The 25,880-nt window shown below is 50.2% G+C and carries 21 protein-coding genes; 11 read left to right on the plus strand and 10 right to left on the minus strand.

All coding sequences use genetic code 11. The annotated features are described in order from the left end of the window. Positions 1–8: 8 nt before the first annotated feature. Both DCW36_RS00925 and DCW36_RS00930 read right to left on the minus strand, forming a co-directional pair. Positions 9–3,263, minus strand: a complete 3,255-nt coding sequence (locus DCW36_RS00925) for a SusC/RagA family TonB-linked outer membrane protein (RefSeq protein ID WP_114783025.1) — start codon at positions 3,261–3,263, stop codon at positions 9–11. 21 nt (positions 3,264–3,284) lie between these two features. Further along, a complete protein-coding gene (locus DCW36_RS00930; protein ID WP_164890993.1) occupies positions 3,285–5,372 on the minus strand; it encodes a fasciclin domain-containing protein in 2,088 nt (695 codons plus the stop codon). A gap of 934 nt (positions 5,373–6,306) precedes the next feature. Here DCW36_RS00930 and rplS point away from each other — a divergent pair. The 5 genes from rplS to DCW36_RS00955 all read left to right on the plus strand — a co-directional run bounded on the left by rplS (position 6,307) and on the right by DCW36_RS00955 (position 9,614). Further along, complete coding sequence (gene rplS / locus DCW36_RS00935) at positions 6,307–6,660, plus strand: 50S ribosomal protein L19 (protein WP_114783027.1); 354 nt, start codon at positions 6,307–6,309, stop codon at positions 6,658–6,660. Positions 6,661–6,813: 153 nt separating this feature from the next. Next, on the plus strand, positions 6,814–7,398 hold the full coding sequence (locus tag DCW36_RS00940; RefSeq protein WP_114783028.1) for an inorganic diphosphatase: 585 nt from the start codon (positions 6,814–6,816) through the stop codon (positions 7,396–7,398). Positions 7,399–7,516: 118 nt separating this feature from the next. Further along, complete coding sequence (locus tag DCW36_RS00945; protein WP_114783029.1) at positions 7,517–7,924, plus strand: 6-pyruvoyl trahydropterin synthase family protein; 408 nt, start codon at positions 7,517–7,519, stop codon at positions 7,922–7,924. Next, a complete protein-coding gene (gene folE / locus DCW36_RS00950) occupies positions 7,887–8,582 on the plus strand; it encodes a GTP cyclohydrolase I FolE (protein ID WP_394344787.1) in 696 nt (231 codons plus the stop codon). Before DCW36_RS00945 ends, folE begins: the two co-directional genes overlap by 38 nt. Before the next feature lie 117 nt (positions 8,583–8,699). Continuing rightward, a complete protein-coding gene (locus DCW36_RS00955; protein ID WP_114783031.1) occupies positions 8,700–9,614 on the plus strand; it encodes a TIGR01777 family oxidoreductase in 915 nt (304 codons plus the stop codon). 162 nt (positions 9,615–9,776) lie between these two features. Here DCW36_RS00955 and DCW36_RS00960 read toward each other — a convergent pair whose 3' ends face one another. Next, complete coding sequence (locus DCW36_RS00960) at positions 9,777–12,098, minus strand: penicillin-binding protein 1A (RefSeq protein ID WP_240675992.1); 2,322 nt, start codon at positions 12,096–12,098, stop codon at positions 9,777–9,779. 194 nt (positions 12,099–12,292) lie between these two features. Between DCW36_RS00960 and DCW36_RS00965 the strand changes: the two genes are divergently transcribed. The 4 genes from DCW36_RS00965 to DCW36_RS00980 all read left to right on the plus strand — a co-directional run bounded on the left by DCW36_RS00965 (position 12,293) and on the right by DCW36_RS00980 (position 15,276). Beyond that, complete coding sequence (locus DCW36_RS00965) at positions 12,293–12,808, plus strand: hypothetical protein (protein ID WP_114783033.1); 516 nt, start codon at positions 12,293–12,295, stop codon at positions 12,806–12,808. Between the two features lie 79 nt (positions 12,809–12,887). Further along, entirely contained in the window at positions 12,888–13,673 is a 786-nt protein-coding gene (locus DCW36_RS00970) for a class I SAM-dependent methyltransferase (protein ID WP_114783034.1), read from the plus strand. Positions 13,674–13,816: 143 nt separating this feature from the next. Beyond that, the gene (locus DCW36_RS00975; protein ID WP_114783035.1) at positions 13,817–14,707 is read left to right on the plus strand and encodes a UbiA family prenyltransferase; all 891 of its coding nucleotides are present in this window, start codon (positions 13,817–13,819) and stop codon (positions 14,705–14,707) included. 95 nt (positions 14,708–14,802) lie between these two features. Beyond that, on the plus strand, positions 14,803–15,276 hold the full coding sequence (locus tag DCW36_RS00980; RefSeq protein WP_114783036.1) for a DUF6789 family protein: 474 nt from the start codon (positions 14,803–14,805) through the stop codon (positions 15,274–15,276). Positions 15,277–15,439: 163 nt separating this feature from the next. On the opposite strand, the gene DCW36_RS00985 is transcribed toward DCW36_RS00980, so the two are convergent. Both DCW36_RS00985 and DCW36_RS00990 read right to left on the minus strand, forming a co-directional pair. Then, the gene (locus tag DCW36_RS00985) at positions 15,440–15,802 is read right to left on the minus strand and encodes a SpoIIAA family protein (protein ID WP_114783037.1); all 363 of its coding nucleotides are present in this window, start codon (positions 15,800–15,802) and stop codon (positions 15,440–15,442) included. A 45-nt stretch (positions 15,803–15,847) separates the two neighbouring features. Beyond that, positions 15,848–16,264: a DUF5329 family protein gene (locus tag DCW36_RS00990; RefSeq protein ID WP_114783038.1), complete on the minus strand. Its 417-nt coding sequence runs from the start codon at positions 16,262–16,264 to the stop codon at positions 15,848–15,850. Positions 16,265–16,355: 91 nt separating this feature from the next. On the opposite strand from DCW36_RS00990, the gene DCW36_RS00995 reads away from it, so the two are divergent. Next, positions 16,356–16,901 carry a DUF421 domain-containing protein gene (locus DCW36_RS00995; protein ID WP_240675993.1) on the plus strand — a complete coding sequence of 182 codons (546 nt, stop codon included), beginning with the start codon at positions 16,356–16,358 and terminating at the stop codon, positions 16,899–16,901. A gap of 152 nt (positions 16,902–17,053) precedes the next feature. Here DCW36_RS00995 and trxA read toward each other — a convergent pair whose 3' ends face one another. The 4 genes from trxA to dnaE form a co-directional block, all read right to left on the minus strand. Then, positions 17,054–17,380, minus strand: a complete 327-nt coding sequence (gene trxA / locus DCW36_RS01000) for a thioredoxin (protein ID WP_114783039.1) — start codon at positions 17,378–17,380, stop codon at positions 17,054–17,056. A 318-nt stretch (positions 17,381–17,698) separates the two neighbouring features. Then, on the minus strand, positions 17,699–19,123 hold the full coding sequence (locus DCW36_RS01005; protein ID WP_114783040.1) for a PQQ-dependent sugar dehydrogenase: 1,425 nt from the start codon (positions 19,121–19,123) through the stop codon (positions 17,699–17,701). A gap of 114 nt (positions 19,124–19,237) precedes the next feature. Continuing rightward, a complete protein-coding gene (locus DCW36_RS01010; protein ID WP_114783041.1) occupies positions 19,238–19,783 on the minus strand; it encodes an REP-associated tyrosine transposase in 546 nt (181 codons plus the stop codon). Between the two features lie 290 nt (positions 19,784–20,073). Beyond that, a complete protein-coding gene (dnaE, locus tag DCW36_RS01015) occupies positions 20,074–23,694 on the minus strand; it encodes a DNA polymerase III subunit alpha (protein WP_114783042.1) in 3,621 nt (1,206 codons plus the stop codon). A 230-nt stretch (positions 23,695–23,924) separates the two neighbouring features. Here dnaE and DCW36_RS01020 point away from each other — a divergent pair, with 230 nt between their 5' ends. Further along, positions 23,925–24,524, plus strand: coding sequence for a thiamine phosphate synthase (locus DCW36_RS01020; protein WP_114783043.1), 600 nt, complete (start codon positions 23,925–23,927; stop codon positions 24,522–24,524). A gap of 225 nt (positions 24,525–24,749) precedes the next feature. On the opposite strand, the gene moeB is transcribed toward DCW36_RS01020, so the two are convergent. Continuing rightward, positions 24,750–25,841, minus strand: a complete 1,092-nt coding sequence (gene moeB / locus DCW36_RS01025; RefSeq protein WP_114783044.1) for a molybdopterin-synthase adenylyltransferase MoeB — start codon at positions 25,839–25,841, stop codon at positions 24,750–24,752. Between the last annotated feature and the right edge of the window lie 39 nt (positions 25,842–25,880).

The following is a 25,880-nucleotide window of genomic DNA, read 5'->3' on the forward strand; positions in this document are numbered from 1 at the left end:
GCTTAATTTTAGAAACCTACAGAAAAGCCCAAAACAATATTTTTGGTTGGAGGCGTCATGGAATTGTCAATGGCAACTCTGAATGGATCCGTTCCCCTGGTAGATACTTCCGGGTCCTGGCCTGTGTAGTTGGTGAAGGTGAGCAGGTTCTCTGCTGTTACATACACGCTGGCATTCTTCATTTTTATTTTGCTCAGCGCATTTTTACCTAAAGCATAGCGGGCTGTTAGAGCTCTTAACCTTACAAAGGATGCATCTTCTACATAGCGGTCGGAGCCCAGCCAGTTGTAGCCACTGTTCCAGAGCGCACGTGGCATATCGGTCTGATCGCCAGGGTTTCTCCAGCGCCGCAGCACGGCAGTGCTTTGGTTATCATAACCATACATGTTGGTGGTGTTCATTTGTGTACCATTCACAATCTGGTATTTCGTTCTGAAGCTGAAGAAAGCTGTAAGTTTAAGTCTTGACTTGTAGGTGATGGTTGGTCCGAAACCACCAATGAATTTAGGGTTGCCATTGCCCAGGTACACCACATCGCGGTAATCGATGTTGCCATCATGGTTAATATCTTCATACATGGCATCACCCGGCTGGAAGATATAGTCTGTGTATGGATAGTTAAACCGCATAAAGAGCGGCTCTCCATCCAGACCTACAATAGCGTTGCCGTCTTTATCGCGCGCTACGGTTGCTTCAGCATCGGAGTAAACACCTTTGTAGCGGTAACCGAAGAAAGACCCAAACGGTGTATTTTCCTGCAGGAAGGATTTATACTGGCCATTGGCAGCTGAATTACCTTTTTCGCGTGGGTAAAACTCTGATATTTCGCGGATGATGTTCACGTTCCTGGAAATATTGAAGTTCAGGTCCACGGTCCAGTCCTTTGTTTTGATGGGTGTGCCCTGAATGTTCACTTCCCAGCCCTGGTTGTCCATGGTACCCACGTTCATGTTAATGGAGCTGTAACCGGAAATGCCTGGCAACTGCAGATCCGGGAAGTACAGGTCTGTTGTTCTCATGCGGTAGAAATCAACATCCACATCAAACCTGTTTTTGAACATGATCAGGTTAAACCCGGCGTTGTGTCCGGTAACTGTTTCCCACCGTAGCGTAGACAGCTCCATGTTCTGCGGGTACACGGCAGGACCACCAATGTAGTCCCAGTCGTAGTTTCCGTAGACGCTGTAGAAGGAATAGTTATTGCGAGGAGCACGTCCGCTTTGCCCGAAACTGGCCCGTAAGCTCAGGTCGTTGATAAACCCAAACTGCTGCATAAAAGGCTCACCTGATACTCTCCAGCGGGTAGAAAGCGAAGGGAAAGCGGCATAACGGTTGTCAGGACCAAACTTGGAATTACCATCGCCGCGCAAGGCAGCGTTAAAGATATAGCGGTCCAGGTAGCTGTACTGCACATTACCAAGCAGCGCCACACTACGGCCATGGGAATAACCGGAGCTCATGCCCTGGATACGGGCAGCCGCTGAAGGATCCTGCAGAAATGCCGAAGCTGAGTTAGAAGACTGCAACTGTACGCTGCTTACCTTGTTATCGTCCGACAGGAAAGACACCAAACCAATCAGGCTATGGTTTTCACCCAGCTTTGGCGTGTAAATCAGGTTTGTTTTGGTCTGGATACCGAAGCGGTCCACATCCCCGTCATAGGCGCGGTTTACCACTGTTTCACTCATTGGTCTGCCCGTTGCCAGCTGCGGCAGGAAAGTGCTGCTCTTCGTGTTGTCAATATCAAACTGCACGTCAAAAGTGGTGCGGAGCAGGTCGGGCACAATGTCGTACTGCAGGTTGAATTTAGGGATAATCCGCTCGCTGCGCACATTGTTTATACCCATTGTCAGCAAAGCCAGCGGGTTGTAGGTACGCGGGTATTCGCCCTGGATATTGCGGAGCGGGGATAAGTACAAACCGGTGTTGTTGCCTTGCAGATCGTACTCATACACGCTCATATTCGGCATTTTATCGTAGGCAATGCTGCGCGCGTTGTTGCTGTAATTACGATCGGTATCCGTGTTTGTATAGGCAATGTCTGTTCTGAATCGTAGCCTGCTCGACACATCGTAATCCAGGTTAATGCGGGTTGAAATCCTGCTTAAACCTGTGCCTAAAGTAGTACCGGTTTCATCCAGGTAGCCAACCGAAGCATAGTACCGTGCTTTTTCACCACCACCCGACAACGAAAGGTTATGGTCGTGCTTATAACCGGTCTGGGTAATCAGGTCGAGCCAGTCGGTATTCGTGCCGTAGTTGTAGTAGTAATAAGGATCACTGATATCGTACAGGAATTCCTTTACTTGCTCGGTATTTAGAGGTGCACCATTACGGTTCATCACCGCCTCCGGAATCAGCATGGAGAATTGGTCGCCGGTCAGCATCGGGATGGGCTGTGGCTGTTTTGCCATGGTACCCCTGAAGGTATAGGTTACAGCAGGCTTTCCTACACGTCCGCGCTTGGTGGTAATTAACAACACCCCGTTGGAAGCTCTGGATCCCCACACCGCCGTAGCAGCCGCATCTTTCAATACAGCAATTTCCATGATATCGGAAGGTGCAATGTTCAAAAGCGTGGCGTAGCCCTGGTCGTCGGCGGTACCGAAGTTAAAGTCTGAGGGAATTTCTGTTTCGAAGGGCATGCCATCCACCACGATCAAAGGGTCTGATGAACCGTTGATGGTAGACGTACCCCGAATCCTGATCTGCATGCCGGCACCCGGGTCACCGGAATTTGCCGCGATGTCTACACCGGGAAGGCGTCCCTGGATAGCCTGGTCGATGGAGCTGGAAGACATTTCCTCAAGTTCGCGGGCATCGATTTTAGCAACACTCACCGTGGAACTCCGTTTCTCCACTTCCATCAGGCCGTTACTGGAGGTCTGGCGGGCCACCACCACTACTTCCTGCAGTTGGTTGGCCGAAGATTCCAACTTAAAATTGAAAACTGTTCGGCCGCCTATCTCCTGAACAATCTTTTTATAACCGATAAATGACACCGCTAGCTTGTTAGCCGGGTTTGCCACTTTCAGCACAAAATTTCCGTCCAGGTCTGTGTTGGCGCCATTTACAATTCGACCTTCTTTGTCGATTTCCGTAACAACAGCGCCAATAATGGTTATGCCGCTTTCCTTGTCTGAAACATTTCCTTTAATGGTTTTGCCCACGCCGGTGTTCTGTGCATAAGAACCAAAGTTCAGCAACAGCAGCAACGCAACAGCAAGACTACCATAAAAAGGAAGTTGTATTAATCTCTTCATAATCTGGTATTGATTCTAGTATTACTTGGTATCAAATCTCAAAAAGTCATCAAGCAAATGGATTACAGCACGGTTGGATACATTATTGCTGCTGGCCGTGATAACACGGGCCGTGCCGCCTTTCATATCCCGGACAGTCATGCTGCCCGGTGTGTTTGTTACAGCTACCATGGTTGCCTCACCATTCTCTTTATCTAAAATGGTAAGATACCCACCCTCTTTTTTACCGTCAGCCGCAACAGCTGCTTTGCTGATGATGTGATACCTGATAAAATTGGCAACTTTCTCTTTATCTTCATTTTCCGAAGGATTGGTAGCGGCAGGCAGGTAACCTTCTGCAACAGCGGCATCGATGGCCGCATTATCCGGAGCGAGCAGGGTATAGAACGAGCCATCTGCCACTCCCAGAAGCGCACCTGTGGCAGGTGTGTAGATAGCAGCGTTGCTCAGGTAATCATAAAACTTTTTGTATGGAGAATCCGGCTGTTCTGCGAGTTTTTTCAGGTGCAGCCCCATAGCCTGTTGCGGGTCCAGGAACAGCTGATCGACATAGTACACGGTTCCGTTGGAGGTAACTTTCTGGTTAGAAGCTCCGGGCGCCATATCTTTTTCCAGGTTTCCGGCAGAGAAAACAGAATTCTGACTGAACCGGATATATTCGCCGTTGTACGTCTCGATAACACCGTTACCGGTTGTCACGTTGGTAAAATCGCCGAGAGCCACATGCGCATTGATAATGCGGTTAAGTTTATCCCAGGCACTTGTTCCGGTAAGCTTAGCGCCACCGCCCGGAGGAGTATATTCCCACCTGTTGGCATCCAGGTTGTAATCAAATCCTGCTGCTTTCACTACCTCGTCAGAAGCCAGGAAAACAGTAAATTTAATGCTGGTGTTGATCAGGATCGGCTTGAGTGCTACCGTCAGGGCGCGTGTCATTAAGGAATACTTCGGATCAAGGTACACTTTCCCAAAAACGGAACTGAACACATTGGCTTCCTGCACTTTGCTGGTACCATAGAACATACCGTTGCTCAGTACCTTTTTGTCTACCACATCTGTTTCCGGGTTGAACAAAGCTCCTTGTCCAAAGCTGTTATGCGTGCTCTGGAACTTGCTCGGCCACACCGTCATGTTCCACATGTGGGCATTTAGAAAGTCGTAGATGATCTGCTTTGGCACATCGTCGAGCGTTGGATAATGCTCGAGCAATACATTCTTCAGGTAAGCATCCAGGGCTTCGTTGGTAGGGGCAAAAAGCGTGTACCCTTCCTGCTGCCCGTCATTGTCCTCAAACTTCAGGTAGTTTTCGTTGTTGGGCGAATACATGAGCCCGGCATCGTACACCTTCACATAAACGTTGTTGCTGCCGCCGTTTATGAGATTATACTTTTCGGTTGCCGGCGCATTTACCAGGTACGACACCATGTACTTCTCAAAGATGGATCTGAACTTGCTGTATCGGTTCTGCGAAGCAAGGTACTTGTCAAGATTCGGAAGAGGCGTAATTACCTTGTCTAGTTCATGCACAACCCCGTTTTCTGCAATGATATCCCAGGTCACTATTTTTGCGCCACCCACATTAAAACCGGTAAAGGGTGTGTTCGGGTAGAAATAATTGTAGTCGTAGGCGGTAAGGCCCCTGGCGTTGAAATACTTGTTCAGGAAATACGGGATGTACTTGTTATTATTATCGTTTACATTATAGTAATCGCTGCCGGACCTGTTGTTTCTGTTTGAAGCAACTACCAGATTTTCAGCGCCATTTATATTTTCCCGCTGAACACCCTCATAGTAAGCAGTTCGCCGCTTATAAGCCTGGTTAGATTTCCAGCCTAATCCAGACTGGTAATCGGCCAGCCTGTCAGTTTTGAAAGCATTGTAAACCATGGCATACTTCACAATTTTTTCTGCTGTAGCAGCGTCCATAGCCTCTACACCAGCAATGCCGGCGTCTTGAAAGTATAATTGAAAAGCCTCGTCGTTTGGCGCAAAAATGGTCCAGTAGCCGGCTTTGCTTAAAACATCCTTATAGCCTGCCTTGTCTACACAGGCCAGGAAGCTTTTAAAATTTCCTTTTGCCTGCAACACCTGGTAAACAGGTTCTTCCAAGGTTTCAGGACGTTCATAAAATTCTTTGAATTCTTTCTTTTCACAACCTGCCACAACAAATAGCAGCAGCAGAAGACTTAAAGAATTCCGTAAAAGGTTGCACATCATATTAATTGCGTAAATTTTATTATAAAAAACATTCTAAAAGCAACGATATTTTTCCGGCACCCGGTAACACTACCGGCACAGCTTGCGCCAGGGCAGTCAGTAATCTGATTGACTAAAAAAGGGTATTGCAGGACACGACGCACAACTGAAGGGTTGCCTTCAGCTGGCAGAGGAGAATACAAAGAGAGCGTAATTATTTCTTCATATAGTTTAATTTTAATTAACTATTCAGTTCTTTACAGCCGAAGTCTTACAGATGACCAACTTAGGTCAAGCAATGGATGAACGCCCGCTCCACCAGTTCCGGAAGCGCTCTTCACCCAAACTCTGCTTTAAGACATAGGCTGCATAAGCAAAAAATTTAAAACTAATGTTAGTAAGGAAAGAAATAAAAAAATACTACTGCCTGGCTCAAAAGCGCTATCGTTTGCACTATCGGAAATAAAAAAAAGCCAGGGCAGCTGTAGTATGTAAAAAAGATAAACTTGAATGGCTAAATGTAGAAAAGTAATTTTTTTCCGGCATCCTGTGGTATCCTGCCAATAAACCTGCTACACCGTTAATCATTCCAAAAAGCGCAAAAGAACCAGAAACTTCAGTGTCGTAACTTTTACATATTAATATATTTTTTGGCGGCAGCGCTGCCAATACCTTTTCGCCTTCAAAAATTAATCTGCAACAAGGCAAATGAACTTGTTTCAGGCGGCCTCCTCGCTTCTTTACAAGAATTAATATTTTTTTTCACCAACAGTTACTATCTAAAAAATATTTACATATCTTTGCAGTCCGAAATTTCAAGAAGATATTTAGCTTTAAGAACATAGCCATGAGCGAACTATTAAATTTTATTGAGCAGGAATCAACCGAGAAGCGTGCTTCTTTCCCTAACTTCCAGGCAGGCGACACAATCAATATTCACGTTAAAATCCGTGAGGGAAACAAAGAGCGTATCCAGCAGTTCCAGGGCGTTGTAATCCAGCGTAAAAACATAAATACAAACGGCGAAACTTTCACAGTACGTAAAGTTTCTAATCAGATTGGCTTAGAGCGTATCTTCCCGCTTCTTTCTCCAAGCATCGAGAAAATCGAGCTGATCAGAAGAGGCCGTGTTAGAAGAGCAAGACTTTACTACCTGCGTGGTCTGCAAGGTAAAGCTGCCAGAATCAAAGAAAGAAGATAAAAATACCTGTTTTCATAAGTTTACTATAGTTTTACAAAGAGGAGCCGTTTTCAGCGGCTCCTCTTTTTTTGCCTGCAAGCTACTGCCCTCTGGCACCTGCAACCGGATTGCGTATATTTGCAGCAGCAAACTATTTCGTTCCTGCCAACACGCATGAAAAACTACCTTTACCTCCTTCCTCTTCTGTTTCTGTTTTTGCTGACCGGCTGTAAAAACGATTATGCCGACCTGCCCACCTACTCGGCCAGTAAACAATTGCAGGCAGTTATCGAAAATCCGGCAGGCACCAACCACAAGCTTCGTTACGACAAAGCCACCAAAGAATTTGTGAACACCAAAGAAGCAGGACGCGACAGGGTGATCGGCTTCCTCCCCTTCCCGGGCAACTATGGCTTTATTCCCTCCACAGAGGTTGGCGGCAACGGCGATCCGCTGGAGGTATTGGTAATAGCAGAGGCTATGGAGACAGGTACAGTATTAGAAATTGTTCCGCTGGGGGTGCTGCACCTGGATATTAAAGGTGAGCTGGAGCCCAAAATAATAGCGGTGCCGGCAAGGCCAAGCGAGCAACTGATCAGCGCCACCGACTACGCCGCGCTCTCCACCCAATACCCTGCCCTGAAAGAAATCCTCGAAAAGTGGTTTGTGTACCACACCCCCACCCGCCACGCCAGGTTTGCCGGCTGGCGCGACGAGCGGTTTGCCGATAAGCTCGTTCAGCGCTGGATGAAGTTATAAGGCAATAGATTTGCCTTTCGGACATACAACACTAACTTTGTATAATTTAGCAAGGCAGTTTGATAATGTTTTTAGCAAATTGCCGAACATTAAACCCTCGGGATTTGTTGAAGCTAGTATGAAACTAACTGTCTGCCGGAAAGAGAACTTTAATGCTGCGCACAGGCTGCACAATGCCGCCTGGACCGATGAGCAAAACAGCGCTACTTTCGGCCTGTGCAACAACCCCAACTACCACGGGCATAATTACGAACTTATTGTAAAGCTAACAGGTCCTGTAGACCCGGAGACAGGTTATGTATACGACCTGAAAAAACTGAGCGACCTGCTGAAAACAGAAGTGCTGGAGCGCTTCGACCACAAAAACCTGAACCTCGATACGCCTGAGTTTCAGCAGCTGAACCCGACAGCTGAAAACATTGCGGCCGTTATCTGGAACCGCCTCCGGGATAAAATCAGCAGGGAACTGGAATTAGCTGTAACACTTTATGAAACTGAACGAAACTTTGTTGAATATCATGGATAAGCAGGACCAGGAGCACGAGTACGAACAAATGGACGACCATGTGATGAGCTCGCTGGAGACGCCCTTACGCCCTGATGCTTTTGATTTACCTGACGAAGAGAAAATCCGCATCATTTCCGGCCACTTCGAAAAAATCATGCACACGCTGGGCCTGGACCTGACCGACGACAGCCTGAAAGGAACCCCCTTGCGGGTGGCCAAAATGTATGTGCAGGAAATTTTTCACGGACTGAACCCGGAAAACAAACCGGTTATCCGCCGCTTCGAAAACAAGTACAAGTACAGGCAGATGCTGGTGGAGCGCGACATTACCGTGTACTCTTCCTGTGAGCACCATTTTGTTCCCATCATTGGCAAAGCCCACGTGGCCTATATGCCCAACGAGCACGTGATCGGCCTGTCTAAACTGAACCGGATTGTGCAGCACTACGCCCGCCGTCCGCAGGTGCAGGAGCGCATGACCATGCAGATTGCAAACGAACTGAAAAAGGCTTTAAGAACAGAAGATGTGGCGGTGCTGATAGAGGCCGACCACCTCTGCGTAATGAGCCGTGGCGTAAATGATGTGAGCAGCAGTACCATTACTGCCGAATATTCCGGTATATTTGAGCAGGACATGTACCGGAACGAATTCCTGGGGCACATCCGTCTGAAATAGGCGCAGCTCATCTACTAAACAGAAAACAAGCTTTTTTGCATACAGAGGGCCTCATAACAACAGGAGACTACCCTGTATACGTATAGTCAGAACCCATAATGCTTATGCAAAAGAACTATGCCAGGTAAAATACTTATCACAGGCGGCTCAGGCTTAATCAGCACCCGCTTATCTGAAGTACTGATAGACCAGGGGTACGAAGTGGCTCACCTGAGCAGGCACGCTACCAAATTTACCCACTACAAAACGTTTAAATGGGACATCGAGAATGCCCGGATAGACGATAGCGCCATTACCTGGGCCGACTACATCATTCACCTGGCAGGCACCAATGTAACCAGCGCCAAATGGACCGAAGAGCATAAGCAAAACATCTACAACAGCCGCATTAAAAGCACCACCTTACTGTACAACTGCCTCCGGAACACGGAGCATCATGTAAAAGGCTTTATTTCGGCCTCGGCGATTGGTATTTACGGCGACTCCGGCGAGCAACTGATGTCGGAAGAAAGCATATATGCCGATGATTTCCTGGCCCGCGTTTGCAAAGACTGGGAAGCAGCCGCCTGGCGCATCAACGACCTGGGCATCCGGACGGTAATTTACCGGATCGGGATTGTGCTGAGTGATAAAGGAGGCGCCATGCCCCAGATGGCACGCCCCATAAAACTGATGGCCGGCGCACCGCTCGGTTCCGGCAACCAGTACATGTCCTGGATTCATATCGACGACCTTTGCCGCCTGTTCATCAGTGCCATCGAAGATCACGGGTTTCATGGCGTGTATAATGCCGTAGCCCCGCACCCGATTACAAATAAAAAGTTTGTAAAGGAACTGGCGGAGGTGTTGAACAAGCCACTCGTACTCCCCAATTTACCTGCTTTTGCTGTAAACCTGGTGCTTGGCGAAAAAAGCGAAACCATCCTGGCCAGCCAGCGCGTTAGCGCCAATAAGGTGCTGCAGACCGGGTTTACTTTTGAGTACAACTACATCGACGAAGCCTTAAATTCTTTTTATAAACCGGAAGCTTAAAAACTTTCTGCACCAAACGCAAGCGGCCCGACAGATACACTTCTGCCGGGCCGCTTCTTATTTTCAGCTACCGAATACTACCCCGATACCTCTTCTGGTTCAAAAAATTCTGCTGCAGCTGCCACCATTGCCACTGCTCCTGAACAAGCAGCAATACTGCTTCTAAATCGAATCTTCCAGCAACTCCAGGCCAAGATCCACAGCCGTGGAATCGACCTCTACCTTTTTCGGCAGTACCGTGGTGCAGTTATACTTTTTCCGGATTTTAACCGTAGGCTTGGGGAAGCGGCCCATGGTGTAGCCCAACTCCTTATCCTTGTAAAGCTCCTCCATATAAAGACCGAAGATCGGAAGCGCCGTTTTAGAGCCCTCGCCCAGTGCCGATGTCCGGAAGTGAATGCTGCGGTCTTCGCCCCCTACCCACACGCCTGTTACTAAATCTTTGGTTACGCCCATATACCAGCCGTCGGAGTGGTTGGAGGTGGTACCGGTTTTGCCGCCGATTTCATTTCCTTTCCAGAGGTCGTACTCCCACAGCGCCTGCGAGGTGCCGCCCGGCTCTTCCATACCGCCTTTCAGCATGTGCATCATCAGGAAAGCGGTTTCTTCGCTCAGCACCTTTTTCTGCTGGGGTACAAACTGCTTGATCAGGTTGCCGTTCCGGTCTTCGATGCGGGTAATAAACATGGGATTCGTGTGGAACCCGTGATTTGGGAAGGTGCTATAGGCCCCGACCATTTCGTATACCGATACATCGCTCGGCCCTAAGCCAATAGATGGCACCACATCCAGCGGACTGTTAATGCCCAGGCGCTTGGCGTACTTCACTACCGTTTCCCAGCCGATCAGTTCCGTGAGCTGCGCGGTAACCGAATTAACCGATTTGCCCATAGCTCTGCGAAGCGTCATGGGAGCGCCAGTGTATTCCCAGTCGGCATTGGTAGGCGACCAGCTTTTCTTCTCCCCTTTCTCCACATAATTGATCGTAACACGGTGGTCTACAATCTTATCGCAGGGCGAGTAGCCGTTGTCGATGGCAGCCACATACACAAAGGGCTTAAACGTTGAGCCTGGCTGCCGCCGGGCCTGTTTCACGTGGTCGTACTTAAAGTATTTAAAGTTGATACCACCTACCCAGGTTTTTATTTCACCGGAAACAGGGTCCATCGTCATCATACCGGCATGCAGGAAGCGCTTGTAATACGCCAGCGAATCCAGTGGCGACATGGTTACTTTCTTCTCCCGTTCCGGATTATCCCAGGTAAACACCATCATTTCGCGTGGCGTGTTGAGCTCCCGGTTAATGGCAGCTTCGTCGTTGCCGTACTTCTCTTTCAGGCGCTGGTAATAGGCGGTGCGTTTAATGGTCGACTCGATAAAACCCGGAATTTCGCGGTTTTTCTCATCCACCCACGGGTTCCTGCCTTTCCAGTGATTGTCGAAGCGGCGCTGCAGCGTACGCATATGCTTTTCCATGGCAGCTTCGGCATGTGCCTGCATGCGTGAGTCGATGGTGGTATACACTTTTAAACCATCACGGTAGAGGTCATAGCCATTTTGCTTGCACCACTCTTTCATAAAATCGGCCACTGCTCCCCTGAAATAGGTAGCAGGCCCATCGTAATGGTTCTCAACTTTGTAGTCCAGCACCAGCGGCAGCTGGCTGAGCGAATCGGCTGCAGCATCCGTCATATACCCATACTTGGCCATCTGCGCCAGCACGGTATTGCGGCGGCGGGTAGCGTTTTCGGGGTTAAAGCGGGGGCTATAGTAGGTCGGGGCCTTCAGCAAGCCAACCAGCACGGCCGCCTGCTCCGCCTTCAGGCTGTCGGGCGAGGTATTGAAAAATGTTTTAGAAGCTACTTTAATGCCGAAGGAGTTACTGCCAAAGTCGACGGTGTTCAGGTACATGGCCAGCAGTTCTTCTTTGGTATAACGCTGCTCCAGTTTGATGGCCGTGAGCCATTCTTTTGTTTTGGAAATAACGATGTTAAGGCCCGGAATATGGCCCAGCACGCCTTTGGAGTCGTCGGTGCGGGTTTTGTAGAGGTTTTTCGCCAGCTGTTGCGTGATGGTACTGCCGCCCCGGCTGTCGCCCTGCACTGTTGAATAAATGACAGATGCAATCGCCTTCGGGTCGATACCGGCATGTTCATAAAACCGGACATCTTCTGTAGCCACCAGCGCATTGATCAGCACCGGTGCAATATCCGGGTAGCCGACAGGGCTGCGGTTCTCCTTAAAATATTTCCCGATCAGCTGCCCGTCGGCGGTGTAGAGTTCAGAGGCCTGGTCGCTTCGGGGGTTTTCCAGTTTATCCAGGCTTGGAGATGCACCGAACAGGTAAAACAGGTTGTGTTCCACACTGAACAGGTAGCCCACCACCAGTACGAACCCCAGCACAAACAGCTTCCAGGCAGTACTTACTATCGTTCGGTAAATTGACTTCTTTGGCTTGTCTACTTTCTCTTGCTTATCCAGCATTATCATAAAACGAGGGCCTCACCCTTACTTATTCAAAATCACGCTTCTTCCAAAACTAATGCAAATATACCTTTTGTACAGAACATCTATGGGTTAAAGGCATAAAACTTAGTAGCTGTACCTCCTTACCTGCAGGATTTTTGGCGGCTCTGCCTATCTTTGCCTGACAGGCAATACTTTTAAACCGGAACAACATGCAACAGCAGCTACAGGATATATTTGCAAACGTCATGGGCCTATCCCTGACCAACACAACTCGCAACGAGCTGGTTCAATATTTCCATTTTGGAAGCACGCATTACACTACCCCACAGGGACTTGTGCTCGATGTGGGGGAATTTACGCTGGCCCTGAACTGCCCGTGGCAGCTGTATTTGCCCGATGGGAGCATCCTTAAACACGACGAGGTTTTCCAGCGAAAACGCGAAGCAGGACTTCCCGCTCCCGGCGCACCCTTCGACTGGAAAGTACCGGGTGCCAACCTGCGCGACCAGCGCCTGAAAGAACTGGTTAATAAAAACGAAGCAATGGCGCCAACCCGTATAGAGGCAGGCGAACATTACAGCTTTTCCCTGTTTTTCTCCAATGGCTTACACCTCACGGTTACCCCCGACACCTCGAAACCGGAAGATGTATACTGGCAGCTTTTCAGCAATACAAACCAAAACATAAGCCTGCGCGCAGGCAAAAGCGGACTGACGACGGAATAATACGTTCTTATTTTTTACTCTGGACAGGTTGTGACAACCTTTACAGCCTTGGCGGAGTAACAGCTCAGAAACAAGCAATTTGAACGTCAGACTTCAACTTTTCGAGCTGGAAGACCAGCCCTGGTTTCCGCACATCATCCGCCAGGGCATGCTGGATTTTCTGCGGTTTATGATCTCGAAGCTGCGGGCGTATGATGCTGCGCTACCTTTGTTGCAGGAACTGCTCGAGCAAACAGGGCAGCACCACATTACGGATCTGTGCTCGGGAGCAGGAGGCGGTATTGAGGTTATCCGGGAGGATCTCAGCCGGCGCATGCAGGCACCCGTGCAGGTAACGCTCACCGATTTGTACCCCAACCTGGATGCCTGGCAGTATTTACAAAAGCACTCCGGCGGCCAGATTCGCTATCTAGCTGAACCGGTAAATGCCACCGCCGTACCCGAAAATATTACAGGAGTACGCACCATATTTTCTTCTTTTCATCACTTCAGCCCAAAGCAGGCGCAGGCCATTTTGCAGGATGCCGCCAACAAGCGTGCCGCTATCGGGGTGTTTGAAGGTGCAGGTAAAAGCTGGCTGGAGATGCTGGCCCTCTGGCTGTTTTTTCCGTGGGTTATCCTGCTCGTAACGCCATTTATCCGCCCGTTCAGGCTCAGCAGGCTATTTTTCACGTACCTGGTCCCGGTAATTCCGCTGGGCATACTCTGGGATGGCACCGTTTCGCTCCTGCGTATTTACACGCCGGAGATGCTGCAGCAAATGGCCGCTAAGGTACATGCGCCTGCCTACACCTGGCGCACCGGCAAAGTCAGCTCCCGGCTCGGGAAAAATGTGATTTACCTGATCGGCTATCCGGAAAGTTAATGTGCTGATTTTTTAATGTGCTGATGTGTTAATTTATTGATGGTTACATGGTTTAATTGCTAAATTGTTGATGATCAGCAGGAGTATTATAAGTTGAAGAAGCTTTAACCATTTAACAATTCAACAATTAAACAATATAAACAATGCCACAGGTTGCTGCTACCGGTTATAAAAATGCGTTGGTGCTGATGCGGATACCGTTTTCGGTGTACCTGATGCCTATTTTCTGGTTTGCGCTAAGCACGGTATCCGGGTATGAACTGTGGCGGGCGGTGGCGGTTTTCGTGATACTGCACCTGCTGGTGTACCCGGCCAGCAACGGCTACAACTCCTACTGCGACCGCGACGAAGACAGCATCGGGGGCTTAAAACGTCCGCCCAAGGTAACGCGCGAACTGTTTTACCTGGTGCTGCTCTTCGACCTGCTGTCGGTTATAACGGCTTTGCTGGTGGCTCCTGTTTTTGGGGGGATGGTGGCGCTGTACCTGCTGGTGTCCAAGGCGTACAGCAACGAATATATCCGGCTCAAAAGGTATCCGATTCTCAGCACGGTGGTGGTTACATTCTTCCAGGGCGCCTTTACCTATGCCATGGTGCAGGTGGGGCTGGGGATTTCGCTGCCGGAGGTGCTGCAAAAGCCGAATGCATGGTTTGCGCTCATCAGCACCCTCTTCCTGTGTGGCTCCTACCCTCTTACCCAAATTTACCAGCACCACGAAGACGCCCGCCGCGGCGATAAAACGCTCAGTTTGCTGCTCGGCATAAATGGCACCTTTTTGTTTGCCGGAATCAGCCTGCTGCTGGGCGCGGCTTCGCTGCTCTGGCTTTACTACACAACCGGTCAGCTGCGCAACATTTTTATTTTCCTGGTGTGTACGGCACCAGTGCTTTACTTTTTCACGACCTGGGTGACGCGTGCGCAGCGGGATAAGCGGGAGGTTAATTTTGAAAATACCATGCGCATGAATAAGATTTCGTCACTTAGTATCAGTCTTGCTTTTATTGCCATGACAGCAGCAAAGTTTCTTAGCTAATCAATTGGTTTATAACATCTTTACCCGCCTCGCTTCACAAATATTAAACTTTGCGAATACCTTGCGTATAAAAGCTAAACCATCACGCCAGTCCCATGAAACTACTGTACGCAATCCTGGCCGGACTTGCCGGCACTGCCGCCATGACAGCTTTTTTGTACCTGCTCACCTACGCCACACACCGGGTTATGAAAACGGCAAAAACGCTGGGCACGATGCTGCTGGACCGCACCCAACCCGATGGTGGCCTTGCCGATGATACTAAAACCCGGACTGTGGGAACAATCGCGCACTTTGTGGCAGGTATTGTGTTTGCCATAGGGTACCTGGCGCTCTGGAATTCAGAAGTGGGCGCTCCTACTGCTTCATGGGGTGTGTTCCTGGGCTTTGCCAACGGCATCCTGGCCATGATTATCTGGTACTTCTTCTTCATGATCCATACCAACCCGCCTTATATCTCTTTAAAATCTTACCTGGTAACGCTCATTTTTGCGCACATCATTTTTGGGTTTGTGGTGAGCTACGTGTTCTACAGCCTGCTGCAGCCTCGCTATACGTTCTGGCAGTAACTTTTCGTGCAGAGGCTGTGGTGACAGGTACAGCAGAACTTTTCAGCTGTCAAAAGGCTGCCAGGCACCCCGCTGTATGCTTCCAAAACCAAATTGCCGGCAAAAAAGTGTTCTGCACCTGCCACCACAGCCTCTGCTCCACCTCAGCGCAACGGAGGTACTGTTACGCTTCCGCCCGCACCCAGTTAAACGCCTCCTGCCGCTGACCCCGCCCGAATTTCTTAATTTTGGCCGAAGTAAACGGAGTGGCCGCCACACTCAGGGCATCTATCCATTTTCCGTCGCCTACAATGGCAACTTTGTTAAAATCGCGGGCATGCTTCACATCAAACTTCAGCTCTTCCCACAGCGCCTTCGCCGTAAAGTCCATGGAATCCATTATCTCTACGAACACGTTTATTTTGCCGTATGTTTTTATCTTTTCTTCCATAATGGGAAGTATCATGTCGTAATCGCCTTTATCCACGTGGCCATTAATGCGTACCGCAATTACATTTTCTCTTGATTCATCTAATATATGTAGCATGTTTGTGTAAGGTGTAGTTTACTTGAAATCAAATTATTCGTGCTGTTAAGGACTAAACTGCCCCTCTATCCGTTGCAGCTCCAGGTTCAGCAGCTTATACGTTTCTACGATGGTTCCGTCTGCCATCCTGACCTTATACAGGTCGCCTGACATGGACGATTTTGTTGCCAGGTGGTCTATAAAATCATGCGCTGTTTTAATCTTGGCGGCATGTTTCCTGAACTTCGACCGCAGGTGTTTTGCTGCATCCTTTGGCGAATGGTCGCTGCCATTCCGGATAAAGGTGGCCCCTTGCATGTTGCTGATGTACTGTAGCAGCTGATCAATCTTTTGTTCTTCTGACAGCCGCTGCACCGGTTTCTCGTCGCGTGCTGTATCTGTTTCCGAATGCTGGGCCGAAGCGCTAAAAATGAACAGAAAATACAGCAGAAAGGCTGCGCCTGAAAAAATATAATTTACCATATGCATTAAGAAACTTTAAAGCTAATTCCCCACAGTATATCCATACTCCAATAGCAGGAGCAAGGTTCAGTTTCGCGTGGCTGTGTTAAATTTGGCGGATAACATTCCGGCAGCTGTACCCGTTTCTGATGGTATGCAGGATTCGTTAAGCATTGCGTTTGGCATCGGAGACCAAAGCCTGACCTGGTGGCAAATGTCCATAAGGGCAGTGGGTGTTTTCTTTGCAGCCCTCGTTATCATCAGAATTGGCAACCCCCGCATATTTGGCAAACATACCGCCTTCGACATTGTGCTGGGTGTAATTTATGGCTCTATCCTGAGCCGCGCCATTACCGGCAACTCCCCCTTCTGGCCCACTATTGCAGCTGCGCTGGTGCTGGTAGTACTGCACAATATTCTGGCAGCCCTTGCCTATCGTACAAACTTTGGATTTGGAAACTTTATCAAGGGGAGGCCGCTGGTATTAATAAAAGACGGCGAGTTGCAGAAAAAGACCTTAAAAAAGCACGGTGTAACAGAAAATGATTTACTGGAAGCCCTGAGAAAGTCGGGTAGTGGCGGCGAACTTACCGATATTAAAGCGGCCTACCTCGAACGGAGCGGCGACATCAGCATTATTCTGAAAGAGAAGGAGTAAATTTCTTTGCTGCACCTGCCTCCATAGCCACTGCACCTGCTCTACAATAAAACCGGCAGCAGCAGGAGGCGTTAAGTTATTACCCAAAAACCAAAAAAGGCCTCTTCTGTCCGGAAGAGGCCTTTCTCGTTTAAAAAATTCCTACTGCTTACTTACGCCATTTGCGCATCCAGTTTCTGAGATAACACATTTTTAGGCACAGCGCCCACTTGCTTGTCTACCACTTCGCCGTTTTTGAACACCAGCAGGGTAGGAATGCTGCGGATACCGAATTTTGCAGAAGTCTGCGGATTGGCATCTACGTCTACTTTACCGATAACGGCTTTGCCTTCGTATTCACCAGCCAGTTCTTCTACAATCGGGCCTACCATGCGGCATGGTCCGCACCACTCTGCCCAAAAGTCTACTAAAACCGGTTTATCTGAATTGATGATCTCATCAAAGTTTGCGTCTGTAATTTCTATTGCTTTGTTAGCCATAACTTTAACATTTAGTTGAATAGATTCAAAATTTATATAATGACAAATATATAATAAATATAAGCCCGACAAATTTGTTACCAAAAATTACTGCCTGACAAGGTGTCGTACACTGCTGACGGTTTAACTACATAACCTATACTTACGATAGCACATATAAGTTGGGTACACAACCCATGTACCTACAAATGTTGTAAATAAAAGTGTCTGCTGCAAGTGTTCCTCCAGAAAAGCCTCCAGCCTGTCATCCGGTCAGGGTATTGCCAGACAGGCCTGCAAACCAGAAGTAAGTCTGAACAGCCACGGTTGCGCCGCCACCTACCTTATCACGACTTTGTACCGCTTCATCTCCTTCCCAGCCTGCTGCACCTGGAGCACATAAATGCCCGCAGCCAGTCCCGACAAATCTACCTGCACAGTTTCCGACAGTACCTGCTTTACCTGCCTGACAGTCTGGCCATTTGTATTCATTATCAGCAGTTGTATATCTTTTAACTGTATACCGGCACCTATTGCTAAGTTTAATTTACCGCTTGCCGGGTTCGGGTATAATGTAAGTTCCTCCTGCAATTCGCCCGGCAGGTTGGTTACATTTTCGGTTAATCGCCATATTTTCCCGGCAGCTCCATAGGCAATTACCAACAACTCCCCGTTGCGTGTCTCCGCAAACGTGGAAATGGAGAAGGGCGCCGTCAGCAGCAATTCATTTCCGGCTGCCGTGCCGTTATCGTTGAAGGAGAGTGCCCATACTTTTTTGGTGATATAATCGCCGTACACATAGTTGCCCACCATGCCCGGAAGCTGCTGCCCCTTGTACACAAAGCCACCTGTAATCGACTCGCCGGTACTGGCTGAATTAACATATTCAAAAACCGGAAGAACAAGGCCTCCTGTCGGGCAGTTGGCAGCAGGATTGTAGCAAAGCGTACCCTCCATGATGCGCCAGCCGTAGTTGCCTCCGTTGGTAATCAGGTTGATTTCCTCGCGGGCATACTGCCCCACATCGGCAGCCCACAGGCGCCCGTTGGCCCTGTCAAAACTGAAGCGCCAGGGATTGCGGAGGCCGTAGGCAAAAATTTCTTCCCGGAAGCCCTGGGTGTTGTCTTTGTACGGGTTATCGGCGGGGATGGCATAGGCAAGGCCGCCGCTGGTGTTGTTTACATCGATGCGCAGAATTTTACCCAGCAGGTTCGTCCGGTTTTGGGCATTGTTCAGTGGGTCGCCGGCACTTCCGCCATCACCGATTGAAATGTAGAGATAGCCATCGTGGCCAAAAGCAATCTTGCCACCGTTATGGTTTGTATAGGGTTTGGGTGTAGCAAATAACACCACTTCAGACGCCGGATCGGCTACAAGCGGGTTGGTGGCACTACGCGAGAAGCGGGATACCCGCGCCTCCAGTTGCGTACCTGTTGTATAATAAACATAGAAGTAGCCATTCTGCGCATAATTTGGATGAAACGCCAGCCCCAGCAGTCCCCGCTCCCCACCCGACACAATCCTGCTCGCAATGTTCAGAAACTGCGTGGTGGTCGTGGCCTGCGCCGGATTTTCTGGAAAGGAATAAATGATACCGCCTTGCGTAACAGCAAAGAGCCTGTCGCCCGCCGGGTGGTCGGGCACCACCTCAATCAGATTTGTAAATGTAAGGGCAGGATACGCCTCCTGCAGTTGATATTGTGCCCGGGCAGGAAAGGTTAGCAGGAGCAACAGCCCCAGCAAAGAGAGTAGCAATTTGTTCATAGTTTTATTTGTAACGTGGCAACGGTGGTAGGTAATGGTTAGCAGGCAGCACACTCGTTTCTGCCTCTACTAATTTACTTATTTTTTTGGGAATCACCTCTACTACGGTAACGCTTATAATGCCAGCACAACAGGCACCAAACCATTTTGTCCGGCATAGTCGCCAGCAGAGCTATACAGGTAATACTCCTGTTCCGTCACCCACCCGGCCCGCACCGGGTTCTGGTGGATGTAGTCCAGCTTCTGGTCCAGGAAGTCATTGGTGTGAATTTCCTTGGCTTCGTTGCCTTCCTGCCAGAGTTTGTAGTTGGTAATCTTTGGGTCGTACTTACCCGCCAGGTGAAAACGATAAAGCATCCATTCTCTTCTACTTTCGTTTTCCCGTTGAATAGCCTCCACTATTTGTCTGCTGGTAAACTTCTTGAAGTCGCGGAGTATGTCTGAGAGGTTCTTGCCTTCTTCGGCAGCGGCAATCATATGTAAATGGTTGCTCATGAGGCACCAGGCGTAGAGCTGAAGGCCTTTCTTTTCTACACAGAATTTCAAGGCATCTAGGATGATGTGCTTGTATACCGGACGGGTAAAAACATCTACCCAATCCACTACTGTCATTGTCAGGTAGTACAAACCTCCTGGTACTATTCTGTTCTTTTGGCCCATTGCTGCTACTATCTGTTAAGCTGCTACTACCATTCTCTACTGCTACTACTGCTACTTCGGATTTACCAATCCGAAGTATAGCTGTTGCGGGTCTCCAGACCCGCGTATATGAGCTTTTTGTATACGGGGATTAGGAAATCCCCGACAGTTAACTTTCGGATTAGAAAATCCGAAAGAGCATAATATCCCCAGCAGAGAACTTTCGGACGTGGACGTCCGAAAGAGCAAAGGGAGCAAAGAAAAAGGCACGCCATCTGAATAGCGTGCCTTCCTTATATTCAAATCAACTTCTAAATCAACTTACACTCTCCCAGTCCCAAATCCTTTATCTGCCCCAGGAACACCTTCGGGTCGATGCGGTATTTGCGGGAGTAGGTGGGCAGCGCCAGCTTCTCGTCCGGTACGTGCAGGGTTATCTCCAGGCGCTTCTGGCCGGGGCTGGAGACGATGGCGTTTTCCAGGGTTTCGGCCAGGCCGGCGTTGAAGAGCTGCAGGTTAATGTTGATGTGCACGCCCTGCGCCATTTTATCGGTGATGTCGCCGAGGAGCTGGATGTTTTGCGGCTTCAGCTCCCACTGGTCCTCGGTTTTGTAACGCAGCTGCACTTTGCCTCTTATGAACAGGTAGAGGCCCTGCTTCAGGTAAGGCGAGAACTTCACGTAATCTTCGCCAAAGAGCGCCATCTGCAACGTGGAGTCGTAGTCTTCGATGGAGAACAAGGCGAAGGGATTACCGTTTTTGGCCGTGCGCAGCACCACTTCCGATACCATACCTGCTACGTTAATGTCGCGGTTTTTGTACTCGGCGATATCGGTGAGCGGACAGGTGCAGTAGGAGTCAATCTCCAGCTTGAACTGGTCGAGCGGGTGCCCCGAGATATAAAACCCTACTACCTCTTTTTCGCGGCGCAGCATCTCAGCTTGCGTCCAGGGGGCTACTTCCGGGGTTTTGGGCATAGGCGCTGCCACAGCAGCACTGCCTCCGAACAGCGACTGCTGTGCCGCCTGTTGCTCTGCCTGGTAGCTGTTGCCGTAGCGCACCGCTTTCTCCAGTAAGCTCATGCTCTCTCCTTCCGGCACCTCTATCAGCTGCGCCCGGTGGTAAAGCCCCCACGAATCGAAAGCGCCGGCCAGGGCCATGCTTTCAAAGGTTTTCTTGTTCACGGCACGCAGGTTGATGCGCTTCGAAAAGTCGAAGATGTCCTGGTACAGGCCTTTTTCGCGTTCCGAAATAATGGCATCTACGGCCGCTTCGCCGGTACCTTTTATCGCCGCCAGACCAAAACGGATTTCGCCTTTCTCGTTCACGTTGAACTTCAGGAGCGATTCGTTCACGTCCGGACCCAATACGGCCACGCCCTGCTTCCGTGCTTCTTCAATAAAGAAGGTTACTTTTTTGATGTCGTGCATGTTGTTGGTGAGCACGGCAGCCATGTATTCGGCAGGATAGTGCGCTTTGAGGTAGCCTGTCTGGTAAGCCACTACAGAGTAAGCAGCGGAGTGCGAGCGGTTGAAGCCGTACTGCGCAAACTTCTCCATCACGTCAAACACTTCGGATGCTTTTTTAGCCGGGATGTTGTGCTTCTCTGCCGCTCCTTTGATGAACTTCTCGCGCTCCTCGGCCATCTTCTTCATGTCCTTCTTACCCATGGCGCGGCGCAGCAAATCGGCGCCGCCGAGGGAGTAACCGGCCAGAATCTGGGCCGTCTGCATAATCTGCTCCTGGTACACCATAATGCCGTAGGAATACTCCAGAATCGGCTTAAGCAGCTCGTGCGGGTACTCTACCTCCTCGCGGCCATGCTTCCGGTTAATGAAGTTCGGGATGAACTGCATCGGGCCCGGACGGTACAGGGCGTTCATGGCAATCAGGTCTTCAATGTTGGTGGGCTGCAGGTCCTTGAGGTACATCCGCATCCCCTCCGACTCAAACTGGAACGTGCCGATGGTGTCGCCGCGCTGGTAGAGTTGGTAGGTTTTCTCGTCGTCTATCGGAATAGCGTCGATATCAATCTCAACGCCATGGTTTTTCTTGATAAGTTCGATGGCATCCTTGATGATGGTGAGCGTCTTCAGCCCCAGGAAGTCCATCTTCAGCATGCCGGCACTCTCGATTACCTTGCCGTCGAACTGCGTTACGAGCAGGTCGGCGTCTTTGGAAGTGGATACCGGGATGTAGTTGGTGATATCGTCCGGGGCAATGATAACGCCTGCCGCGTGGATACCGGTGTTGCGCACGGAGCCTTCCAGCTTTTCGGCCAGTTTGAGTACTGCGGCACGGGCATCGTCGCCCTCACGTATGGCGGCCAACTCCAGGTTTTCCATGAATGCTTTGGCCAGGGTGGTGCCGGGGGTGTCGGGCACCATCTTCGCCAGCTCGTTGGCTTCCGAAAGCGGTAAAGAGGTGGAGCGGGCCACGTCTTTGATAGACGATTTCGCCGCCATCGTACCGAAGGTAATAATCTGGGCCACCTGCGTTTTGCCGTACTTATCCACCACGTAATCGATTACCCGCTGGCGGTTCACGTCGTCAAAGTCGATATCTATATCGGGCATGGACACACGCTCCGGGTTCAGGAATCGTTCGAAGAGCAGGCTGTACTTTATCGGGTCGATGTTCGTGATACCGATACAATAAGCCACTGCCGAACCCGCAGCCGAACCACGGCCCGGACCAACAGCCACACCCATGTCGCGGCCACGGTTGATGAAGTCCTGCACGATGAGGAAGTAACCGGCAAAGCCCATGGTTTCGACAATGCGCAGCTCGTAGTCGAGGCGCTCGGTTATCTCCGTCGTAATTTCGCCGTAGCGTTTGGCAGCACCCAAGTACGTGAGGTGGCGCAGGTATGCATCGGCACCGGCATGTTCCGGCGGAATCGGGAAGTTGGGTAGCAGGATGTCGCGCTTGAGTTTTGGCGGCGTAATCTTGTCTACAATCTCGTTCGTATTGTCCACCGCCTGCGGCACGTCCTTGAACAGCTCGTTCATTTCGGCCTGCGTCTTGAAGTAGAACTGGTCGTTCGGGAAACCGAAACGTGTTTTCGGGCCAGCCTCGTCGATGCGCTGCAGCATCTGGCGGATGTTCTGGCTGTTGCCGTACTTGTTGCGTACGTTCTCCACGGTATCGTAAATCACTTTCTGGTCGTCGGACAGGAAGCGATAGTAGCGGGTCTGGAAGTCACCCACGGGGGTGCTCTGGTCTTCGCCGGTGTTTACGCAGAGCAGGATGTCGTGTGCGTTCCAGTCTTCCTGGTCTACGTAATGGGAGTCGTTCGTGCAGATCACCTTCACGTTGTACTTCTGCGCCCACTTGAGCAGCACCTGGTTGATGTCTTCCTGGCTTTTGCCCGTGCCGTCGATGTTCATCAGGCCGTGGCGTTGTATTTCGATGTAGTAGTCTTCGCCAAACAGGTCGAGCCACCACTTGAAAATCTCTTCTGCCTCTTCTTCCGTTTTCCACAGAATCGCCTGCGGCACTTCGGCACCGATGCAGCAGCTGGTGGCAATCAGGCCTTTGCAGTACTTTTGCAGCAGCTCTTTGTCGATGCGGGGCCATTTGCTGTACATGCCCTCGATGTAGGAATAAGAGCAAAGCTTGGCCAGATTCTGGTAGCCTTCCTGGTCTTTGGCCAGCAGCAACTGGTGGTGGCGCACGTCTTTCTGCTCTTTGCTGAAGGATTTCTGGTGGCGGTCCGTTACGAGGTAAAACTCGCAGCCCACAATCGGCTTCACGTTGTATTTGCTGGCCTCGGCTACGAAGTTGAAGGCAGCAAACATGTTTCCGTGGTCGGTCATGGCTACGGCAGGCATGCCATCGGCCTGCGCCTTTTTAAAGAGGGCACCGATACCGGCCTGGCCGTCGAGCAGCGAGTACTGCGTGTGTGTATGTAAATGCGAAAAAACAGGCAACGCTTCTGGAGTTAAATATTAGTAATTCTGTATATTAAAGGACAGCTGCAGTGGGAATGGTGACAGCTGCAGAGCTGTTTCCCGGATGTTAAAATTACGGAATTCCGACCGAAAACCGAAAGCTTTTTCACCCGCTCTTGCTACCTTTACAACACCAGCAGCCGCCAAGACGTTCTGGAACAGGAGGATAAAATATTCTGTTGTCGCTGCTTTACCTTTTGCCAGTCACCATGCACCTTATCGTCATTACCACGCCACATGCTTTTCCCAACGAGCACCAACTCATCCACCAGTTGCTGGAGGCGGGGCTGGAAACGCTGCATGTGCGCAAGCCGGGTTATTCGCTGGCCGAAATGCGGGCGTGGCTAAGCCAGATTTCCGTTCTGCACCACCCACGACTGATGCTGCACCAGCATCACGAGCTGGCGCAGGAGTTCCGGGTGAAGGGACTGCATTTCCCGGAGGCTGTGCGTGCTACAGCGGCTACCACACCCAAGATGAACCTGTTGTTTTCTACCTCCTTTCACGCTCTGCAGGAGCTACCAAAGCCACACCCGCTGTTCGATTATGCTTTCCTTAGCCCTGTTTTCGACAGCATTTCCAAGGAAGGTTATGCGGCTGCTTTTGCGGAAGAAGATGTAAAAAAAGCATTACAAACAGCCACTGTGCCTGTGGTGGCGTTGGGTGGTGTTGCTATGGAGAACCTGGCGAAGGTGCGGGAGCTGGGATTTGCCGGTGCTGCGGTGCTGGGGGCGGTCTGGCAGGCGGATGAGCCGGTGAAGGTGTTTAGCAAATTGTCTGAATTGGGATTCGTCAGATTAAAGGATTAACAGGATTGTTAAAGTTGCGGATTTACAGCATTTTTAAATTATCTGAATCACGGATTAAACTGATTTAAAGATTTCACGGATATTCTTTACATGTACTACATCTGTGGCATCCCTAAATCAGTTTAATCCGTGATTCAGACAATTTCAGGTTCAATTCCGGTAAGCATTACTGCTGTTAGAATCTGATTAATCCATTAATCAGACGAATCCTAATTCAGACAAAATTCAATACGGATACCTTTCAATGCCCCCGGCAAGGCTGTAGAAGGTGGTATAAGGAAAATGCTTCTGCAGAATTTGAATCGCCTGGCGGCTGCGGTTCCCGGTCTGGCAGTGCACAACTACGGTTTTCTCCGGCTCCACCTTATCCAGGTGCTGCTCCAGTTCCGATAGCGGCAGCAGTACGCCGTTAAGGTTATACTGCTCGTACTCGTAGAGCTCCCGCACATCGAGCAGCTGCACATTTGCCTCCTCGTCGAGCAGGTCCTTCAGTTCGTCGGCGGAGATTTCCTCTATTTCAGCAGCAGTGGCTGTGGTGGCAGGTGGAGAACAAAAAGCTTCGTAGTCTGGCTCTAATTTGGTTACGTCTGCCTGGCTCGTGCGGCGGAAATTGATGGCGCTGGTTTCCATGGTTAACGTATTGAGCATGAACAGCCGCCCCGACAGCACCTCTCCTATCCCGCAGATGATTTTGATGGCTTCCGTAGCTTGTATCGTCCCGATTACCCCCGGCAGCACCCCCAGCACCCCGATTTCGGCGCAGTTCGGCACCTCGTGCCGCGAGGGCGGCTCCGGAAACAAGCAGCGGTACGAGGGGCCGTTCTGGTAATGAAACACCGTCACCTGCCCTTCAAACTTAAAGATGGAGCCAAACACCAGCGATTTCTTTTGAATAGCGCAGGCATCGTTCACGAGGTAGCGGGTGGCGAAGTTGTCGGTGCCGTCAATGACCACATCGTAGCCCTGCACCAGTTCCAGCGCGTTCTGCACGTTTATCCCCTCCCGGTGCACCACGAACTGCACAAACGGATTCTGCTGCGCCAGCTTCCGCGCCGCTACCTCCGCCTTCAGCTGCCCTACCTCTTCTGAGGTGTACAATATCTGCCGGTGCAGGTTACTTTCCGACACCACATCGTAATCAGCAATGCCAATGGTACCAACGCCCGCTGCTGTTAAATACTGCAGCACCGGGCAACCCAGACCACCTGCCCCAATCATCAGCACCCGCGCCTCCTTCAGCTTCTGCTGACCGGCCGGGCCTATTTCAGGAAGGATGATTTGGCGGTTGTAGCGGTTGTATTCGGCGGGGGAAAACATAGAAGGTTGTGAGTTTAGGAGTTAAAGAGTTTAGGAGTG

This window comes from Botryobacter ruber, assembly GCF_003347595.2.
GTDB lineage: Bacteria > Bacteroidota > Bacteroidia > Cytophagales > Hymenobacteraceae > Pontibacter > Pontibacter ruber_A.

Coding starts and splice junctions, on each gene's coding strand:
- DCW36_RS00975 (WP_114783035.1), top strand. CDS start 13,817: ATGCCACAGGTTGCTGCTACCGGTTATAAAAATGCGTTGGTGCTGATG.
- DCW36_RS00955 (WP_114783031.1), top strand. CDS start 8,700: ATGCCAGGTAAAATACTTATCACAGGCGGCTCAGGCTTAATCAGCACC.
- DCW36_RS01005 (WP_114783040.1), bottom strand. CDS start 19,123: ATGAACAAATTGCTACTCTCTTTGCTGGGGCTGTTGCTCCTGCTAACC.
- DCW36_RS00945 (WP_114783029.1), top strand. CDS start 7,517: ATGAAACTAACTGTCTGCCGGAAAGAGAACTTTAATGCTGCGCACAGG.
- DCW36_RS00960 (WP_240675992.1), bottom strand. CDS start 12,098: ATGCTGGATAAGCAAGAGAAAGTAGACAAGCCAAAGAAGTCAATTTAC.
- DCW36_RS00925 (WP_114783025.1), bottom strand. CDS start 3,263: ATGAAGAGATTAATACAACTTCCTTTTTATGGTAGTCTTGCTGTTGCG.
- moeB (WP_114783044.1), bottom strand. CDS start 25,841: ATGTTTTCCCCCGCCGAATACAACCGCTACAACCGCCAAATCATCCTT.
- DCW36_RS00965 (WP_114783033.1), top strand. CDS start 12,293: ATGCAACAGCAGCTACAGGATATATTTGCAAACGTCATGGGCCTATCC.
- DCW36_RS00940 (WP_114783028.1), top strand. CDS start 6,814: ATGAAAAACTACCTTTACCTCCTTCCTCTTCTGTTTCTGTTTTTGCTG.
- DCW36_RS00980 (WP_114783036.1), top strand. CDS start 14,803: ATGAAACTACTGTACGCAATCCTGGCCGGACTTGCCGGCACTGCCGCC.
- DCW36_RS00985 (WP_114783037.1), bottom strand. CDS start 15,802: ATGCTACATATATTAGATGAATCAAGAGAAAATGTAATTGCGGTACGC.
- rplS (WP_114783027.1), top strand. CDS start 6,307: ATGAGCGAACTATTAAATTTTATTGAGCAGGAATCAACCGAGAAGCGT.
- folE (WP_394344787.1), top strand. CDS start 7,887: ATGAAACTGAACGAAACTTTGTTGAATATCATGGATAAGCAGGACCAG.
- DCW36_RS01010 (WP_114783041.1), bottom strand. CDS start 19,783: ATGGGCCAAAAGAACAGAATAGTACCAGGAGGTTTGTACTACCTGACA.
- trxA (WP_114783039.1), bottom strand. CDS start 17,380: ATGGCTAACAAAGCAATAGAAATTACAGACGCAAACTTTGATGAGATC.
- DCW36_RS01020 (WP_114783043.1), top strand. CDS start 23,925: ATGCACCTTATCGTCATTACCACGCCACATGCTTTTCCCAACGAGCAC.
- DCW36_RS00990 (WP_114783038.1), bottom strand. CDS start 16,264: ATGGTAAATTATATTTTTTCAGGCGCAGCCTTTCTGCTGTATTTTCTG.